The organism is Streptomyces sp. NPDC043685, assembly GCF_056436585.1.
Map to the genome: position 1 here is coordinate 147,921 of NZ_JBWKCH010000009.1, position 15,817 is coordinate 163,737.

14 protein-coding genes and 1 riboswitch are annotated in these 15,817 nt (G+C 71.5%); of the genes, 8 read left to right on the top strand and 6 right to left on the bottom strand.

Annotated elements, in window-relative coordinates; all coding sequences use genetic code 11:
• Positions 1-2 precede the first annotated feature (2 nt).
• The 3 genes from AC0665_RS28360 to AC0665_RS28370 all read right to left on the bottom strand — a co-directional run bounded on the left by AC0665_RS28360 (position 3) and on the right by AC0665_RS28370 (position 3,205).
• Positions 3-932, bottom strand: coding sequence for a 1-phosphofructokinase family hexose kinase (locus AC0665_RS28360; RefSeq protein WP_478509600.1), 930 nt, complete (start codon positions 930-932; stop codon positions 3-5).
• A gap of 120 nt (positions 933-1,052) precedes the next feature.
• A complete protein-coding gene (gene nagA, locus AC0665_RS28365) occupies positions 1,053-2,264 on the bottom strand; it encodes an N-acetylglucosamine-6-phosphate deacetylase (protein ID WP_478706044.1) in 1,212 nt (403 codons plus the stop codon).
• On the bottom strand, positions 2,264-3,205 hold the full coding sequence (locus AC0665_RS28370) for an ROK family protein (RefSeq protein ID WP_478706045.1): 942 nt from the start codon (positions 3,203-3,205) through the stop codon (positions 2,264-2,266). The genes nagA and AC0665_RS28370 overlap by 1 nt, the downstream gene beginning before the upstream one ends.
• 133 nt (positions 3,206-3,338) lie before the next feature.
• On the opposite strand from AC0665_RS28370, the gene AC0665_RS28375 reads away from it, so the two are divergent.
• Together AC0665_RS28375 and AC0665_RS28380 are read left to right on the top strand one after the other, a co-directional pair.
• Entirely contained in the window at positions 3,339-4,592 is a 1,254-nt protein-coding gene (locus AC0665_RS28375; RefSeq protein WP_468411839.1) for an extracellular solute-binding protein, read from the top strand.
• A 35-nt stretch (positions 4,593-4,627) separates the two neighbouring features.
• On the top strand, positions 4,628-4,873 hold the full coding sequence (locus tag AC0665_RS28380; protein WP_363119863.1) for a DUF3263 domain-containing protein: 246 nt from the start codon (positions 4,628-4,630) through the stop codon (positions 4,871-4,873).
• Between the two features lie 86 nt (positions 4,874-4,959).
• Here AC0665_RS28380 and otsB read toward each other — a convergent pair whose 3' ends face one another.
• The 3 genes from otsB to AC0665_RS28395 form a co-directional block, all read right to left on the bottom strand.
• A complete protein-coding gene (otsB, locus tag AC0665_RS28385) occupies positions 4,960-5,787 on the bottom strand; it encodes a trehalose-phosphatase (RefSeq protein ID WP_478607607.1) in 828 nt (275 codons plus the stop codon).
• A gap of 6 nt (positions 5,788-5,793) precedes the next feature.
• The gene (locus tag AC0665_RS28390; protein ID WP_478706046.1) at positions 5,794-7,182 is read right to left on the bottom strand and encodes an alpha,alpha-trehalose-phosphate synthase (UDP-forming); all 1,389 of its coding nucleotides are present in this window, start codon (positions 7,180-7,182) and stop codon (positions 5,794-5,796) included.
• A gap of 72 nt (positions 7,183-7,254) precedes the next feature.
• Positions 7,255-8,199: a glucosyl-3-phosphoglycerate synthase gene (locus AC0665_RS28395; protein ID WP_468411834.1), complete on the bottom strand. Its 945-nt coding sequence runs from the start codon at positions 8,197-8,199 to the stop codon at positions 7,255-7,257.
• A 155-nt stretch (positions 8,200-8,354) separates the two neighbouring features.
• A riboswitch (SAM riboswitch) is annotated at positions 8,355-8,510 on the top strand.
• A gap of 15 nt (positions 8,511-8,525) precedes the next feature.
• Here AC0665_RS28395 and thrC point away from each other — a divergent pair.
• The 6 genes from thrC (at position 8,526) to AC0665_RS28425 (ending at position 15,816) form a co-directional block, all read left to right on the top strand.
• The gene (thrC, locus tag AC0665_RS28400) at positions 8,526-9,812 is read left to right on the top strand and encodes a threonine synthase (protein WP_478607610.1); all 1,287 of its coding nucleotides are present in this window, start codon (positions 8,526-8,528) and stop codon (positions 9,810-9,812) included.
• Between the two features lie 101 nt (positions 9,813-9,913).
• Positions 9,914-10,189, top strand: coding sequence for a MoaD/ThiS family protein (locus AC0665_RS28405; RefSeq protein ID WP_031135858.1), 276 nt, complete (start codon positions 9,914-9,916; stop codon positions 10,187-10,189).
• A 446-nt stretch (positions 10,190-10,635) separates the two neighbouring features.
• Positions 10,636-10,839: a cold-shock protein gene (locus AC0665_RS28410; protein ID WP_010035953.1), complete on the top strand. Its 204-nt coding sequence runs from the start codon at positions 10,636-10,638 to the stop codon at positions 10,837-10,839.
• Positions 10,840-11,171: 332 nt separating this feature from the next.
• Positions 11,172-12,794, top strand: a complete 1,623-nt coding sequence (groL, locus tag AC0665_RS28415; protein ID WP_107456813.1) for a chaperonin GroEL — start codon at positions 11,172-11,174, stop codon at positions 12,792-12,794.
• Positions 12,795-13,045: 251 nt separating this feature from the next.
• The gene (locus AC0665_RS28420; RefSeq protein WP_468411830.1) at positions 13,046-14,170 is read left to right on the top strand and encodes an NADH:flavin oxidoreductase; all 1,125 of its coding nucleotides are present in this window, start codon (positions 13,046-13,048) and stop codon (positions 14,168-14,170) included.
• Positions 14,171-14,262: 92 nt separating this feature from the next.
• On the top strand, positions 14,263-15,816 hold the full coding sequence (locus AC0665_RS28425) for a carboxylesterase/lipase family protein (protein WP_478607615.1): 1,554 nt from the start codon (positions 14,263-14,265) through the stop codon (positions 15,814-15,816).
• The last annotated feature ends 1 nt before the right edge of the window (position 15,817 follow it).

The window sequence follows — 15,817 nt, forward strand, 5'->3', positions numbered from 1 at the left end:
GTCTAGGCCGCGCTGACCTCTCCCGAAACCGTCACCCTGCCCAGCAACTCCTCGTACACCCCCCGGTCGAACTCCCCCGCCACCGGTGCCCGCACCGACGCCGCCGCGAGGGCTGTCGCCCGGGTCAGGTGGGCCGGCCAGGGGAGGTGGTCCACCCAGCCGGACAGCAGGCCCGCCACCACCGCGTCGCCCGCGCCCGTCGGGTTGCCTCGTGCGGGGGTCGGTGGGGTGGCTCGCCAGTGGCCCTCGGGGGTGGCTGCGAGGAGGCCGTCCGGGCCGAGGGAGGCGACCACCGTGTGGGCGCCGCGGCGGCGGGCGTCCTGGGTGGCGCGCAGGGGCTCGTGGGAGCCGGTCAGTTCCGCGAGTTCGTCGGCGTTCGGCTTGATGATGTCCGGGCGGGCCGCGACGCCCCGGCGCAGCGGTTCGCCGCTGGTGTCCAGCAGGACCGGGACCGCGAAGGAGCGGGCCGTGCGGACCAGGCCCGCGTACGCGCCCACCGGGACGCCCGGCGGCAGGCTGCCGCACAGGGCCACCGCCGAGGCCGTGGGGAGCAGGTCCTCGTAGGCCTCCTGGAAGGCCGACCATTCGGAGGGCAGGACCGTCGGGCCCGGTTCGTTCAGCTGGGTGGTGTCGCCGGTGCGCTCGTCGACCACGGCTATGGTGCGGCGGGTCGCCCCGGAGATCGGCACGAGCGCGTCCACGACGCCCGGCACCGCCGCGAGCTTCTCCCGCACGACCCGGCCCGTCGCCCCGCCCGTGAATCCCGTCACCGTCACCTCGTGCCCGAGCGCCGCGAGCACCCGGGCCACGTTGACACCCTTGCCGCCGGGGCGTTCCGTCACCTCGGTGACGCGGTGGGAGGCGTGCGGCCTGAGGGACGGTACGCGGTAGGTGATGTCGAGAGCGGTGTTCAGCGTGACCGTGAGGATCACCTGGGCCGACCTCCCCCGATGTGCTTGCCGACGTGAACGTGCAGGAAGCACGATCATGCCAAAGAGACGGCGGTCGGCCCAGTCCTGGAGTCGGCCACCGTCCGCCGACTGCGGGACGCATCAGCCCAGTTGGGGAGGGACCACCCATTCGCCCCGGCGCATGACGCCCTTCAGCTCGTACGCGGAGTCGACGAGCAGCAGGTCGGCGTACTTCCCGGGCTCCAGTGAGCCGATCGTGTCGGCCATGCCGAGCAGCCGGGCCGGGGTGGCGGACAGGGCCGTCACCGCGTCCTCGACGGACAGGCCGTCGACCGTGACCGCTCGCTTGAACGCGCGGTCCAGGGTGAGCGTCGAGCCGGCGATCGTGCCGTCCTCCAGCAGACGGGCCACGCCGTCCGCGACCTCCACCTCCAGCGGGCCCAGCCAGTAGCGTCCGTCGCCGAAACCGGCCGCGTCCATCGCGTCCGTGATGAAGGCGACCCGGTCCGCGCCCGCGTGGTGGAACGCCAGCCGGAGCGCGGCGGGGTGCAGGTGCGTGCCGTCGTTGATCAGCTCGACCGTGATCCGGTCGTCCTCCAGGAGGGCCGTGATCGGGCCGGGGGAGCGGTGACCGAGCGGGGGCATCGCGTTGAAGAGGTGCGTGGCGACGGTGGCGCCCGCGTCGATGGCCTCCACCGTCTGCTCGTAGGTGGCGTCCGTGTGGCCGATCGCCGCGATCACGCCGTGGTCGGTGAGCAGGCGTACGGAGTCGAGGCCGCCGGGCAGTTCGGTGGCCAGGGTGACCATCGCCGCCCGGCCCCGGGCCGCGTCGATCAGCTCGCGGACGTCCGCGGGGTGCGGGTCGCGCAGCAGGGCCTCGGAGTGGGCGCCCTTGCGGCACGGGGAGATGAACGGGCCCTCGAAGTGCACACCGGCGATCTCGCCCTGCTCCGCCAGCTCGCTCAGCAGGCCGGCGCGCCGCGTGAGGGAGTCCATGTCGCCGGTGACGGTGGAGGCGACCAGGGTGGTCGTGCCGTGCAGGCGGTGGGTGTGGATGCCCTTGAGGATGTCGTCGACCGTGCCGGAGGTGAAGGAGGCTCCGCCGCCGCCGTGGTTGTGCAGGTCGACGAAGCCGGGGATGACGTAGTGGCCGGTCGCATCGATGACGTGGGCGTTCTCGGGGGCGGTGGCGGTGATGCGGGTGCCGTCGATCACCAGACGGCCGTCTTCGACTGGTCCTGTGGGGAGTACCACGGTCGCGCCGGTGAGGACCGTGGGCTGTCCGGCCGTCGCGGGGTGCGGGTGCGTCGGGGTCGGTCGCGCAGTTCCCCGCGCCCCTGAGTCGGCTGCCATCAGGGCGTTACCTCCATGCGGTCGGTCGATGCCAGAAGATCCCAGGCCAGCAGGCCCGCGCCGAGACAACCCGCGCTGTCACCCAGGGCCGCCGGGACGAGTGACGGCTGTTTCTGAAAGGTGATCCGCTGCCGGATGGCCTCCCTCAGCGGCGTGAACAGGGTTTCCCCCGCTTCCGCGAGGCCACCGCCGATGATCAGAGTGCGGGGATCCAGCAGCGTCAGGGCCGTGACCAGGCCGTCGGCCAGGGCGGCCACGGCCTCCTGCCAGACGGCGGCCGCCCTGGGGTCTTCGGAGTCCACCGCCTTCGCGCAGTCCGCCGCGTCCGCGCCCGGGTCGCCCGAGGCCGCCGCCCAGGCCTCGCTCACGGCGGCGGCGGAGGCGAAGCGCTCCAGGCAGCCGTGCTGCCCGCACGGGCAGGGCGCGCCGCCGGGGCGTACGACGATGTGGCCGATCTCGCCCGCGAAGCCGTGCGCGCCCGCCTCGACGCGGCCGTCGACACCGATGGCGCCCGCGATGCCGGTGCCCAGGGCCACGAACAGGAACCGGTCCGCGCCCCGGCCCGCGCCGACCCGCCCCTCGGCGAGGCCGCCGGTGCGCACGTCGTGCCCGAGGGCGACCGGGACGCCCAGCCGCTCGGCCAGCAGGGCGCGCAGCGGGACGTCGCGCCAGCCGAGGTTGGCGGCGTAGACGGCGACGCCGTCCGCCTCGTCGACGATGCCGGGGACGGCCACGCCCGCGGCGGACGCGGGCGTGCCGAAGTGCTCGGTGCCGTGGGCGCGCAGCTCGGCGGCGAAGTCGAGGATGCCCGCGACGACGGCGTCCGGTCCCTGGGCGCGTTTGGTGGCCCGGCGGGCCCGGTGCAGCACCCGGCCCCCCGGCCCGGCCAACGCGGCCTTCATTCCGGTGCCGCCCACGTCCAGGGCGATGACATGTCTCACGGGGAACAGTGTGACCCGGGGACCCGCAAGAGGTCTAGTCCACTTACGTGGTGTAGACCTTGTTCCGCATATCGAAATGTTTTGGCGGCGGTTTCGCCGGGGTTGGGGAAGAACAGCAGTGCAGCGGCGGCGGATGGCAGGAACGATCGCGGTGGTGTCCGCACTGGGCATGACGGCGGTTCTCGGCGGCTGCGGAGTCACGGGCGGCTCGGCCGACGTGACCCTGAAGCTGGTCGCCGCCGACTACGGCGACAGTGCGGCCAACAGCTCGAAGAAGTACTGGGACAAGCTGGTCGAGGAGTACGAGGCCGACCACCCGGACGTCCGGATCGACGTCAGCGTCTACTCCTGGAACGACGTCGACCGCAAGGTCAGGGAGATGGTCGCCGCCGGTGACCCGCCGGACATGGCGCAGATCGGCGCGTACGCGGACTACGCCGCTCAGGACCAGCTCTACAAGGCCGACGACCTGCTCTCCATACGCGCCCAGGCCGACTTCAACGGGCAGCTGGCCTCCGCGGGCCAGGTGATGGGTGTGCAGTACGGCATGCCGTTCGCCGCCTCCACGCGGGTCCTCTTCTACAACAAGACCCTCTTCGCCAAGGCCGGCATCACCCCGCCCAAGTCCTGGGACGACCTGGCCGAGGACGCCGAGGCACTCAAGGCCAAGGGGGTGAAGTACCCCTACGCGCTGCCCCTGGGACCCGAGGAGGCACAGGCCGAGACGATGCAGTGGATGCTCAGCGGCGGGGGCGGCTACACCGACGGCGTCGACAGCTACGGCATCGACTCCCCGGAGAACATCGACACCTTCTCCTGGCTGAAGAACGACCTGGTCGGCAAGGACCTGACCGGGCCGGTCGCGCCCGGCGGGCTGAACCGGGCCGCGGCGTTCGCCGCCTTCGCCAGGGGCGAGGTCGGCATGCTCAACGGCCATCCCTCGCTGATGAAGACGGCCGAGAAGAACGGCGTGGAATTCGGGATGGTGCCCACGCCCGGCAAGGACGGCCCGAGCCGGTCCACCCTCGGCGTCTCCGACTGGATGACGGCGTTCCGCAAGAACGGGCACCGCGACCAGGTGGGCGAGTTCCTCGACTTCGTCTACAGCGAGAAGAACGTGCTGGCCTTCTCCCGCGAGTACGACCTGCTGCCGGTCACCACCTCCGCCTCCACCACCATGGCCTCCTCGGACGAGGACAAGCACCTCAGGCCGTTCCTGGAGGAACTGCCGGCCTCCGAGCTCTACCCGGTCGGCAAGACGTCCTGGGCCGACGTCAGCGCCCAGGTCAAGCAGCAGATCGGCAAGGCCGTCACGTCCGGCGGCAGCCCCTCGGGCGTCCTGGGCCACCTCCAGGCGGCGGCGGTGCGGGCCGAGAGCGCGGAGTAGCCCCGCTGTCGGTGGCAGGCGTTACGGTGCCGTGCATGGACGAGGACACGGGTGAGCGGGAGCTCGGGCGCAGGGAGCGGGACATCCTCGCGCTCGAACGCCGCGGTTTCTCCGGGCCCGGTGTGAAGGAGCGGGCCATACGGGAGGAGCTGGGGCTCGCCCCCGTGCGCTACTACCAGCTTCTCAACGCCCTGCTGGACGACGCTCGGGCGCTGGCGCATGATCCGGTGACGGTGAACCGGCTGCGGCGGGTTCGGGAGCGGCGTCGGTCCGAGCGGTGAGGGTGGGGGCTTCGGGCCGTCGTGCGGGTGCGGGTGCGCCGTGGTTGTTCGCGCAGGTCCCCGCGCCCCTGGGGGGGCGTTGCCCTTCAGCCGATCGAATGCGCCAGCGCGGCCAGCAGCTCCACGACACCCTCCGGGCCGTCCACCACCACGTCCGCCCGCTCCCTGAGTTCGGTCACCTCGTCGCTGCCGCTGCACACCAGCAGGCCCGGGGTGCCGTCCACGCGCAGGGCGTCCACGGCGGCGTAGGCGGGCAGGTCGCCCAGGTCGTCACCGCCGTAGAGGACGGAGCCGGCGCCGATCTCGCGGGCGAACGCGCTCAGGGCGACGCCCTTGTCCACGCCGGGCGGGCGCAGTTCCAGGACCAGGCGGCCGGGCTCGACGATCAGTCCGTGCCGGGTCGCCAGGTCGGTCAGCGGCGCGCGCAGGGCGTCGAAGGCGGCCTGCGGGTCGGCGGCCCGGCGGGTGTGCACGGCCACGGCCCGGCCCTTGTCCTCGACCCAGGTCCCGCTGCCTTCCAGCAGCCCGGGCAGCTCGACGCGGACGGCGTCGACGCCGGGGTGCGGGCCGGGCGCGGTCACCTCGCCGCTGCGGGCGTCCCACCGCTCGGCGCCGTAATGCCCGAGGACCACGAGGTGCTCCAGGCCCGGCGCGCCCGCGAAACCGCCGTTGCGCACCGCGACCTCGGCCGGCCGGCCGGTGATCACGGCGATGGCGGCGACCTTCGGGGCGAGCGCCGCCAGTGTGCCCAGCGCCCGCGGATGGGCCCGGGCCAGCTCGGGGTCGGCCACGATCGGCGCGAGCGTCCCGTCGAAGTCCAGGGCGATCAGCGCCTTGCCGGGATCGGCGAGCAGGGCGGCGAGCCCGTCCCGCCCGGCTGCCGTGTCCGGCGTGGGCAACGCGTTCGCGCTCATCGCCGCTCAGCCCCTCAACGCGTCGAGCTGGTCCAGGAACCACTGCGCCGGTGGCAGTGCCGTCGCCGCCGCGGCCAGGCGCTTGCTGCGTTCGGCGCGTTCGTCCGGGCGCATCGACAGCGCCTCGTGCAGGGCCGCCGCCGTGCCCGTCACGTCGTAGGGGTTCACCGTGATCGCGTCCTCGCCGAGCTCCTCGTGCGCCCCGGCCTCCCGGGACAGCACCAGCGCGCAGCCCGCGTCGGAGACCACCGGGACCTCCTTGGCGACCAGGTTCATGCCGTCGCGGATGGGGTTGACGAGGGCCACGTCCGCCAAGCGGTAGGCGGCCAGCGAGCGGGCGAAGTCGTCCTTGACGTGCAGCACGACCGGGGTCCAGCCCGGCGTCCCGTACTCGGCGTTGATCTCGTCGGCCAGCCGCCGCACCTCGGCCGTGTAGTTCCGGTACACCGCGAGGTCCTGCCGCGAGGGGTAGGCGAAGGCCACGTGCGCGACGCGCTCGCGCCACTCGGGGTGGTCCGCCAGCAGCTGCCGGTACGCCAGCAGCCCGCGCACGATGTTCTTCGACAGCTCGGTGCGGTCGACCCGGACGATGGTGCGGCGGCCCTCGCCGATCTCCCGGCGCAGCGCGGCCATCCGCTCCTCGACGTCCGGTTCGTGGGATCGGGCGCGCAGGAAATCGGCGTCGGCGCCCAGCCCGTGCACCCCGACCCGGGTGCCGCCGAGCCCGCCCGCGAACCGCTCGGCACACGCGGTGAACGCCTGCGCCCAGCGCTCGGTGAGGAAGCCCAGCCGGTCCGCGCCCAGCATGCCGCGCAGCACCTGCCCGGCCACGTCGTCCGGCAGCATCCGGAAGTATTCCGGCGGCGCCCACGGCGTGTGCGAGAAGTGCCCGATGCGCAGGTCCGGCCGCAGCTCGCGGAGCATGCCCGGCACCAGCGTCAGGTGGTAGTCCTGCACCACGACCGCCGCGCCCCGCGCCGCCTCCTCGGCCAGCGCCTCGGCGAAGGCCCGGTTGTACGTCTCGTAGGACGCCCACTGCCGCCGGAACTCCGCGTCGAAGACCGGCTCCAGGGGCGTCTGGTAGAGCATGTGGTGCACGAACCACAGGACCGAGTTGGCGATGCCGTTGTACGCGTCGGCGTGCACGTCGGCCGGGATGTCCAGCATCCGCACGCCGTCCTCTCCGACCCCGCGCCGCACCGCCTCGCGGTCGCCGTCGGACAACGCCGAGCACACCCACAGCGCGTCCGCGTCCGAGCCGATCGCGGAGAGCCCGGAGACCAGTCCGCCGCCGCCCCGTTTGGCGTCCAGCGAGCCGTCCTCACCCACCGTGTACGAGACGGGACCCCGGTTGGAGGCCACCAGCACCTGCGCAGCACCGTACGTTGAAGCCATAGACCTCAACCTAGCCCGGCCCGGAAACGCTCAAACGTACGGATCTTCCGGGCCCGGCCGAAAACGGCCCGGTCAGGCCGCCCTGCGCGCCCGGTACTCGGCGATCTCCGCCATGGGCGGACGCTCCTCGGTGTCCACGGAGTAGGTGCGCGGCGCGAAGCCGTCCCGGCTCCGCTCGAACTGCGTCAGGGACGGCCGGATCAGATGCCCGCGGGCCAGTCGCAGCTGGGCCGTGCGGTAGATCGCGGCGGCCATCCGGCCCAGCGCCTGCCCGTCCTGGTGCCGGTGCTTGCGCACCCCCACGTCCACCTGGGCGAGGGCGTCCAGGCCCGCCAGGTGCAGGGCGTCGACCAGCATGCCCAGCTCCACGCCGTAGCCGACGGGGAAGGGCAGCTGCTCCAGCAGGGAGCGGCGGGCCGCGTACTCGCCGCCGAGCGGCTGCACGAAGCCGGCCAGCTGCGGCCAGTGCATGTTGAGCAGCGGGCGCGCCATCAGCTCGGTGACCCGGCCGCCCTGCCCGGAGGCGCCGTCCAGCGGACGGTCGTACATGGCCTTCACCAGGGCCACGTCCGGCTCCGTGAGCAGCGGTCCGACGATCCCGGAGACGAAGTCGGACGAGAAGTCCCTCAGGTCCGCGTCGACGAAACAGACCACGTCCCCCCGGGTGACCAGCAGCGAGCGCCACAGCACCTCGCCCTTGCCGGGGACGGCGGGCAGGCGCGGGAGTATCGCGTCCCGGTGCACCACCCGCGCGCCCGCGGCGGCGGCCACCTCGGACGTGCGGTCGGTGGAGCCCGAGTCGACGACCACCAGTTCGTCGACGAGCGGGACCTGCCGCATCAGGTCGTGGCGGATGACGGCGACGATGTCACCGACGGTCGCCTCCTCGTTGAGCGCGGGCAGCACCACGCTGACCGTCTGGCCCGTGCGCTGCTTGGCGGCCAGGATCTGGTGGAGCGGACGATCGTTCGCGGACCAGGAACGGGTGCTCAGCCAGCGCTCGACTTCTTCCAGCACCGTGGCGGCTCCTCTGCGTGCTCTCGGCGGGACGGACAATGATCCATCTCGCGGTTCGGACGGCTATCTCAACTGTCCTGGTCGTCGGTTACAGTCTTGAACAACGCGGATGACCATCGCATGTCCGGGGTCACCCGCCGCCTACAACCACATACAGCTCATCCAGAGGGGCAGAGGGAAACGGCCCGATGAAGCCCCGGCAACCCTCCAGTCGGTACTCGTAGGTCACTGTCGACCGCGTCGCGAGGCTCCCGGCTAGGGAAGGTGCCAAATCCGTCTCACGGCGAAACGCGTCGTGAGGAAGATGAGGAAGGGCCTCGCCTCACATGGCTGTGCAGACTGTTGCAAGCACCACTGACTCCACCGTAGACCTCGGTCCCGCCGCCGCGCTGAGCTGCCGCGAGTGCGGTCACCGCGTGCCCCTCGGCCCGGTCTTCGCCTGCGAGGAGTGTTTCGGCCCGCTGGAGATCGCCTACGACTTCTCGGCCTACGACACCGAAGAGCTCCGCAAGCGCATCGAAGCGGGTCCCGCGAACATCTGGCGCTACGCCCCGCTGCTGCCGGTCCCGGCCGACGTGGCGGACAAGCCGAACATCAACCCGGGCTGGACCAAGCTCGTCAAGGCCGACAACCTCGCCCGCGCGCTGGGCGTCGACGCCGGCAAGCTCTTCGTCAAGGACGACTCCGGCAACCCGACGCACTCCTTCAAGGACCGGGTCGTAGCCCAGGCCCTGGAGGCCGCCCGCGCCTTCGGCTTCACCACCCTCTCCTGCTCCTCGACGGGCAACCTCGCCGGTGCGGTGGGCGCCGCCGCGGCCCGCGCCGGCTTCCGCTCCTGCGTGTTCATCCCGCACGACCTGGAGCAGGGCAAGGTCGTCATGGCGGCGGTCTACGGCGGCGAGCTCGTCGGCATCGAGGGCAATTACGACGACGTGAACCGCTTCTGCTCCGAGCTGATCGGCGACCCGGCCGGCGAGGGCTGGGGCTTCGTCAACGTCAACCTCCGGCCGTACTACGCCGAGGGCTCCAAGACGCTGGCGTACGAGATCTGCGAGCAGCTCGGCTGGCGGCTGCCGGACCAGCTCGTGGTGCCGATCGCCTCCGGCTCGCAGCTGACGAAGATCGACAAGGGGCTCCAGGAGCTGATCAAGCTCGGTCTGGTCGAGGACAAGCCGTACAAGATCTTCGGCGCGCAGGCGCTCGGCTGTTCGCCGGTGTCCACGGCGTTCAAGGCCGGGCACGACGTGGTGCGCCCGCAGAAGCCGGACACCATCGCCAAGTCCCTGGCCATCGGCAACCCGGCGGACGGGCCCTACGTGCTGGACATCGCGCGGCGGACCGGTGGTGCGGTGGAGGACGTGGACGACGAGCAGGTCGTCGAGGCGATCAAGCTGCTCGCGCGGACCGAGGGGATCTTCGCGGAGACCGCCGGTGGTGTGACGGTGGGTGTCGCCAAGAAGCTGATCGAGAGCGGGCTGCTGGATCCGTCGAAGACGACGGTGGTGCTCAACACCGGGGACGGTCTCAAGACGCTGGACGCGGTGGCGGGGACGGGGCTGACCGCGACCATTCGTCCCAGCCTGGAGTCGTTCCGGGAAGCGGGCCTCGTCTGACCGTCGTTCGCTGCGGGCCGGTGGGGGCCGGTCGCGCAGTTCCCCGCGCCCCCGAGGGCGCGCCCCAGCCGTAGCTCACAAAGAACCGGAGGACATGTCCGATGAGCGTCACCGTTCGGATCCCCACCATCCTGCGTACCTACACCGGCGGTCAGGCCGAGGTGTCCGCCGACGGCGGGACCCTCGGCGAGGTCATCGCCGATCTGGAGAAGAACCACACCGGGATCGCCGCCCGCGTGCTGGACGACCAGGGCAAGCTGCGCCGGTTCGTCAACGTCTACGTGAACGACGACGACGTGCGGTTCGAGCAGGGGCTGGAGACGGCCACGCCCGACGGTGCCGGAGTGTCGATCATTCCCGCCGTCGCCGGCGGCTGAACCGGTCGGACGGCCCGATTATTACCTTCGGTAACGGCCGTCACCGAGAGTTCATCGAATTGCCCCTTCCGTGAGAGAAGCGGAAGGGGCAATTCTGTGTGGTTGAGCGGGGTACAGTTGGGGAACACGATCCCGGTCCCTTGATCGGAACCCTGAATTCCTGCCGCGAGCCCGACAAGATGTAGCCAAAGTGTGCGCGTCTTTCGCGGCTTTTGTTCTTTTTGTGTGGCCCGACTTGACCCGAATTCAGGCGAATTCTCCCTACATTCCGGACCCTGCGCGTCCAGAATTCTCGTCCGATTGACCTGTTGCAGAGGGCAGTTGGACAGATACATTCGGCCGCGGTCGACGCGTTCCGGCGCACGCCCCCAACCGTGGGGGGTGAGGTCTGACCCGGATCCGCGAAGTGTGGATCTGTGCAAGGGCCAGTAATAGGGGAGTTAGGCATGGCTCAGGGCACCGTCAAGTGGTTCAACGCGGAGAAGGGGTACGGCTTCATCGCGGTCGACGGTGGTGCGGATGTTTTCGTCCACTACAGCGCGATTCAGATGGACGGCTACCGCACCCTTGAAGAGGGCCAGCGGGTCGAGTTCGAGATCTCGCAGGGCCAGAAGGGACCGCAGGCCGACATGGTTCGCGTCTCTGCCTGAACGCGCACCACGACCACCGCTCAAGCGACCGGTCTTCTCAGAAGGGCCCGTACCCCCCGGGGTGCGGGCCCTTCGGCCTGTTCGCACGCCCTGCCGAGCCGTGTTCGCGGGCGGCTGACGCCCCGGCCCAGTCCCCGGGAGGCGCTTGCACTCGCAGGGGTCGAGTGCTAATCATTGCGTTAGCACTCTGAAGGTGAGAGTGACAACGTAAGGACCGGGTCGGTGAGGCCCACGGACCGGATGGGGCAAGGAACCAACCGGTCGGGGCCGTCCGTCGCGGGCGCGGGCGCGGTCCGAAGTAATCACCCCCAGTCCTGGAGGGACCACTTCACATGGCCAAGATCATCGCGTTCGACGAGGAGGCGCGGCGCGGCCTCGAGCGCGGCATGAACCAGCTCGCGGACGCCGTCAAGGTGACGCTCGGCCCCAAGGGCCGCAACGTCGTCCTCGAGAAGAAGTGGGGCGCGCCCACGATCACCAACGATGGTGTCTCCATCGCCAAGGAGATCGAGCTCGAGGACCCGTACGAGAAGATCGGCGCCGAGCTGGTCAAGGAAGTCGCCAAGAAGACGGACGACGTCGCCGGTGACGGTACGACCACCGCGACCGTGCTCGCCCAGGCCCTGGTCAAGGAGGGTCTGCGCAACGTAGCCGCCGGCGCCAACCCGATGGCCCTCAAGCGGGGCATCGAGCGTGCCGTCGAGGCCGTCTCCGCCGCCCTGCTGGAGCAGGCGAAGGACGTCGAGACCAAGGAGCAGATCGCCTCCACGGCCTCCATCTCCGCCGCCGACACCCAGATCGGCGAGCTCATCGCCGAGGCCATGGACAAGGTCGGCAAGGAAGGCGTCATCACCGTCGAGGAGTCCCAGACCTTCGGTCTGGAGCTGGAGCTCACCGAGGGTATGCGCTTCGACAAGGGCTACATCTCGGCGTACTTCGCCACCGACATGGAGCGTATGGAGGCCGTCCTCGACGACCCGTACATCCTGATCGCGAACTCCAAGATCTCCAACGTCAAGGACCTGCTCCCGCTCCTGGAGAAGGTCATGCAGTCGGGCAAGCCGCTGCTGATCATCGCCGAGGACGTCGAGGGCGAGGCCCTGTCGACGCTGGTCGTCAACAAGATCCGCGGCACCTTCAAGTCCGTCGCCGTCAAGGCCCCGGGCTTCGGCGACCGCCGCAAGGCCATGCTGCAGGACATCGGCATCCTCACCGGCGGCGAGGTGATCTCCGAGGAGGTCGGCCTCAAGCTGGAGAACGCCACGCTCGACCTGCTGGGCAAGGCCCGCAAGGTCGTCATCACCAAGGACGAGACCACCATCGTCGACGGTGCCGGCTCCGCCGACCAGGTCCAGGGTCGCGTGAACCAGATCCGCGCCGAGATCGAGAACAGCGACTCGGACTACGACCGCGAGAAGCTCCAGGAGCGCCTGGCGAAGCTCGCCGGCGGTGTCGCGGTCATCAAGGCCGGTGCCGCCACCGAGGTGGAGCTCAAGGAGCGCAAGCACCGCATCGAGGACGCCGTGCGCAACGCCAAGGCGGCCGTCGAGGAGGGCATCGTCGCCGGTGGTGGCGTGGCCCTGCTCCAGGCCTCCTCGGTCTTCGAGAAGCTGGACCTCGAGGGTGACGAGCAGACCGGCGCCAACGCCGTGAAGCTGGCCCTGGAGGCCCCGCTCAAGCAGATCGCCGTCAACGGTGGCCTCGAGGGTGGCGTCATCGTCGAGAAGGTGCGCAACCTGCCCGTCGGCCACGGCCTGAACGCCGCGACCGGTGAGTACGTCGACATGATCGCCGAGGGCATCATCGACCCGGCGAAGGTGACGCGCTCCGCGCTGCAGAACGCCGCGTCGATCGCCGCGCTGTTCCTCACCACCGAGGCCGTCATCGCCGACAAGCCGGAGAAGGCCGCCGCGCCGGCCGGCGGCGGCATGCCGGGCGGTGACATGGACTTCTGATCGACCTGACGGTTGATCAACGTCCTGACGAGGGCGGCACTCCCTGTTCCGACAGGGGGTGCCGCCCTCTGGCGTGTCCGGGGTGCGGTCCCTGTGGTGTGTCCGGGGTGCGGCCGATGGTGTGTCCGGGCGCGGCCGGTGGTGTGAGCGGGGTCACGCCGGGGGCGGGATGGCCGGGCCGCGCGGGGTGGTTGACGCCTGTGTCCCATGCGTATGCACATACCGTCCGGTACCCCCAAGGGAGCCCCCACGTGACCGTCGCCGCCTCCGCTTCCCGCGCCGCCGCCATCCTGTCCCGGCCCGTATCGCTGGGCGGTCTGACCGTCCCGAACCGGATCGCGATGGCGCCGATGACCCGCATGTTCTCCCCGGGCGGTGTGCCCGGTGAGGACGTCGTCTCGTACTACGCGCGCCGCGCCGCCGCCGGGGTCGGCCTGATCGTCACCGAGGGCACCTACGTCGGCCACGAGTCGGCCGGGCAGAGCGACAGCGTGCCGCGCTTCCACGGCGACGAGCAGCTCGCGGGCTGGGCGAAGGTCGCCGACGCGGTGCACGCCGCGGGCGGCACGATCGTGCCGCAGCTGTGGCACATCGGCATGGTCCGCAACCAGGGCGAGCCGCCCGTCGCCGACGCCCCCGCCGTCGGCCCCTCCGGCCTGCGCATCGGCGCGACGGAGCCCACCGGCAAGGCCATGACGCAGGCCGACATCGACGCCGTCATCGGCGCGTTCGCCGAGGCCGCTGCCGCGGCCGAGCGCATCGGCTTCGACGGTGTGGAGATCCACGGCGCCCACGGCTACCTGCTGGACCAGTTCCTCTGGGAGGGCACCAACCGCCGCACCGACGCCTACGGCGGCGACCGGGTCGCCCGCGCCAAGTTCTCGGAGGAGATCGTCGCGGCCGTCCGCGAGACCGTCTCCGCCGACTTCCCCATCATCTTCCGCTACTCCCAGTGGAAGCAGGAGGCCTACCGCGCCCGCCTCGCCGAGACCCCCGAGGAGCTGGAGTCCATCCTGACCCCGCTCGCGGCGGCCGGTGTGGACGCCTTCCACGCCTCCACTCGCCGCTACTGGGTCCCCGAGTTCGAGGACTCCGACCTCAACCTGGCCGGCTGGACCAAGAAGCTCACCGGCAAGCCCACCATCACCGTCGGCTCGGTCGGCCTGGACGGAGACTTCCTCAAGTCCTTCCAGGGCCAGGGCGCCGAGGTCGGCGACCTCGACAACCTCCTGGACCGCTTCGAGCGCGACGAGTTCGACCTGGTCGCCGTCGGCCGCGCCCTGCTCCAGGACCCCGAGTGGGCCCGCAAGGTGCTCGACGGCCGCTTCGAGGACCTGGTGCCCTACGACCCGGCGGCGCTGAAGACCCTCAGCTGACCCGCCTCCTCACGGGGTGCCTGGATCTGCTCGCGCCGGTCGAGGAGACTGACCGGACGCTTGTTCGCCGGCCCCCGTGAGGAGATCCCCAGATGACGACGACCGACTCCCGCCCCTCGGCGGACGGCCCGTCCGAGCAGCCCGGCCCGGTGGTGCGCACCACCGCCGGAGCGGTACGCGGACGGAGGGAAGAAGGCCTCGCCGTCTTCCGTGGCATCCCCTTCGCCGCACCCCCGGTGGGCGAGGCCCGCTTCCAGGCGCCGCGCCCCGCCCCCGCCTGGGACGGCATACGCGAGGCGTACGCCTTCGGCCCGCCGCCCCCGCAGGACCTCGGTCTGATGGGCGGCCCGGGTCTGATCGACGTGCCCCAGGGCGACGACTGGCTCACGGTCAACGTGTGGACCCCCGAGCCCGACCCGGACGCGCGCCGCCCGGTGATGGTGTGGATCTACGGCGGTGCCTACAAGCTCGGCCACTCCGGCAGCCCCGGCTACGACGCCCGGCGCATCGCGGCCGACGGCGACCTCGTGGTCGTGTCCCTCAACTACCGCGTCGGCATGGAGGGGTTCGCGCACATCGAGGGCGCGCCCGCCAACCGCGGCCTGCTCGACCAGGTGGCCGCGCTGGAGTGGGTGCGGGAGAACATCGAGTCCTTCGGCGGCGACCCCGCGCGGGTGACGGTCTTCGGCGAGTCGGCCGGGGCCGGTTCCATCGCCTCCCTGCTCTCCATGCCGCGCGCGGCCGGACTGTTCCGGCGGGCGATCGCGCAGAGCGTGCCGGGCACGTTCTTCTCCGACGCCCTGGCCCGGGACATCGGCAGGGCCCTCGCCGCGGAGCTGGGCCTGCGTCCCACGGTCGCCGACCTGTCGACGATCGCTCCGCGCAAGCTGACCTCGGCGGGCGAGACGCTCGGCCCGAAGATGCCCCAGCACATCGACCGCTGGGGCCAGGCGGCACCGACGGTCACACCGTTCTCGCCGGTCGTCGACGGTGAGGTGCTGCCGGCCACGCCCTGGCAGGCGCTGGCGGCCGGTTCGGCGAGGGACGTCGACCTCCTCGTCGGCCACAACCGCGACGAGTACCGCCTCTTCATCGCCATGGCGGGCCAGCTGGGCCGGATCACCGACGAGCGGGCGGCCTCGGCCCTGCGTCTGTTCGCCCCCGGACCCGACGGCGAACAGGCCTACCGCGCCGCCTTCCCCGACGCCTCCGCGAGCGAGCTCTACGAACGCGTCCAGACGGACTGGCTGTTCAGCATGCCCTCCCTGCACCTGGCCGAGGCCCAGCGCGCGGGCGGCGGCAGCGCGCACCTCTACGAACTGACCTGGCCGGCCCCGGGCAACGGCGGCGCGCTCGGCGCCTGCCACGGCCTGGACATCCCGCTGCTGTTCGGCACGTACGGGGCGGACCTGGGGCTGCTGCTGTTCGCGGGCGCGGAGCCGTCCACCGAGGCGCTCTCGCTGTCCTCCCGCTTCCGCGCGTCCTGGACGTCCTTCGCGAGGTCGGGGGACCCGGGCTGGCCGGCGTACGACGAGCGGCGGCTGACGCGGGTGCTGGACGCGGAGCCGGTGGTCACCGCCTACCCGGAGGAGCGGTCCCGGCGGATCTGGGAGGCATACGCGTTCTCGCCTCTGCCGCTGCTGTAGG

Bases quoted from the DNA above. Each gene is read 5' to 3' on its own strand.
- thrC (WP_478607610.1), top strand. From the start codon at position 8,526: ATGGCTGTGCAGACTGTTGCAAGCACCACTGACTCCACCGTAGACCTC.
- AC0665_RS28380 (WP_363119863.1), top strand. From the start codon at position 4,628: ATGGACGAGGACACGGGTGAGCGGGAGCTCGGGCGCAGGGAGCGGGAC.
- nagA (WP_478706044.1), bottom strand. From the start codon at position 2,264: ATGGCAGCCGACTCAGGGGCGCGGGGAACTGCGCGACCGACCCCGACG.
- groL (WP_107456813.1), top strand. From the start codon at position 11,172: ATGGCCAAGATCATCGCGTTCGACGAGGAGGCGCGGCGCGGCCTCGAG.
- AC0665_RS28405 (WP_031135858.1), top strand. From the start codon at position 9,914: ATGAGCGTCACCGTTCGGATCCCCACCATCCTGCGTACCTACACCGGC.
- otsB (WP_478607607.1), bottom strand. From the start codon at position 5,787: ATGAGCGCGAACGCGTTGCCCACGCCGGACACGGCAGCCGGGCGGGAC.
- AC0665_RS28375 (WP_468411839.1), top strand. From the start codon at position 3,339: ATGGCAGGAACGATCGCGGTGGTGTCCGCACTGGGCATGACGGCGGTT.
- AC0665_RS28410 (WP_010035953.1), top strand. From the start codon at position 10,636: ATGGCTCAGGGCACCGTCAAGTGGTTCAACGCGGAGAAGGGGTACGGC.
- AC0665_RS28425 (WP_478607615.1), top strand. From the start codon at position 14,263: ATGACGACGACCGACTCCCGCCCCTCGGCGGACGGCCCGTCCGAGCAG.
- AC0665_RS28390 (WP_478706046.1), bottom strand. From the start codon at position 7,182: ATGGCTTCAACGTACGGTGCTGCGCAGGTGCTGGTGGCCTCCAACCGG.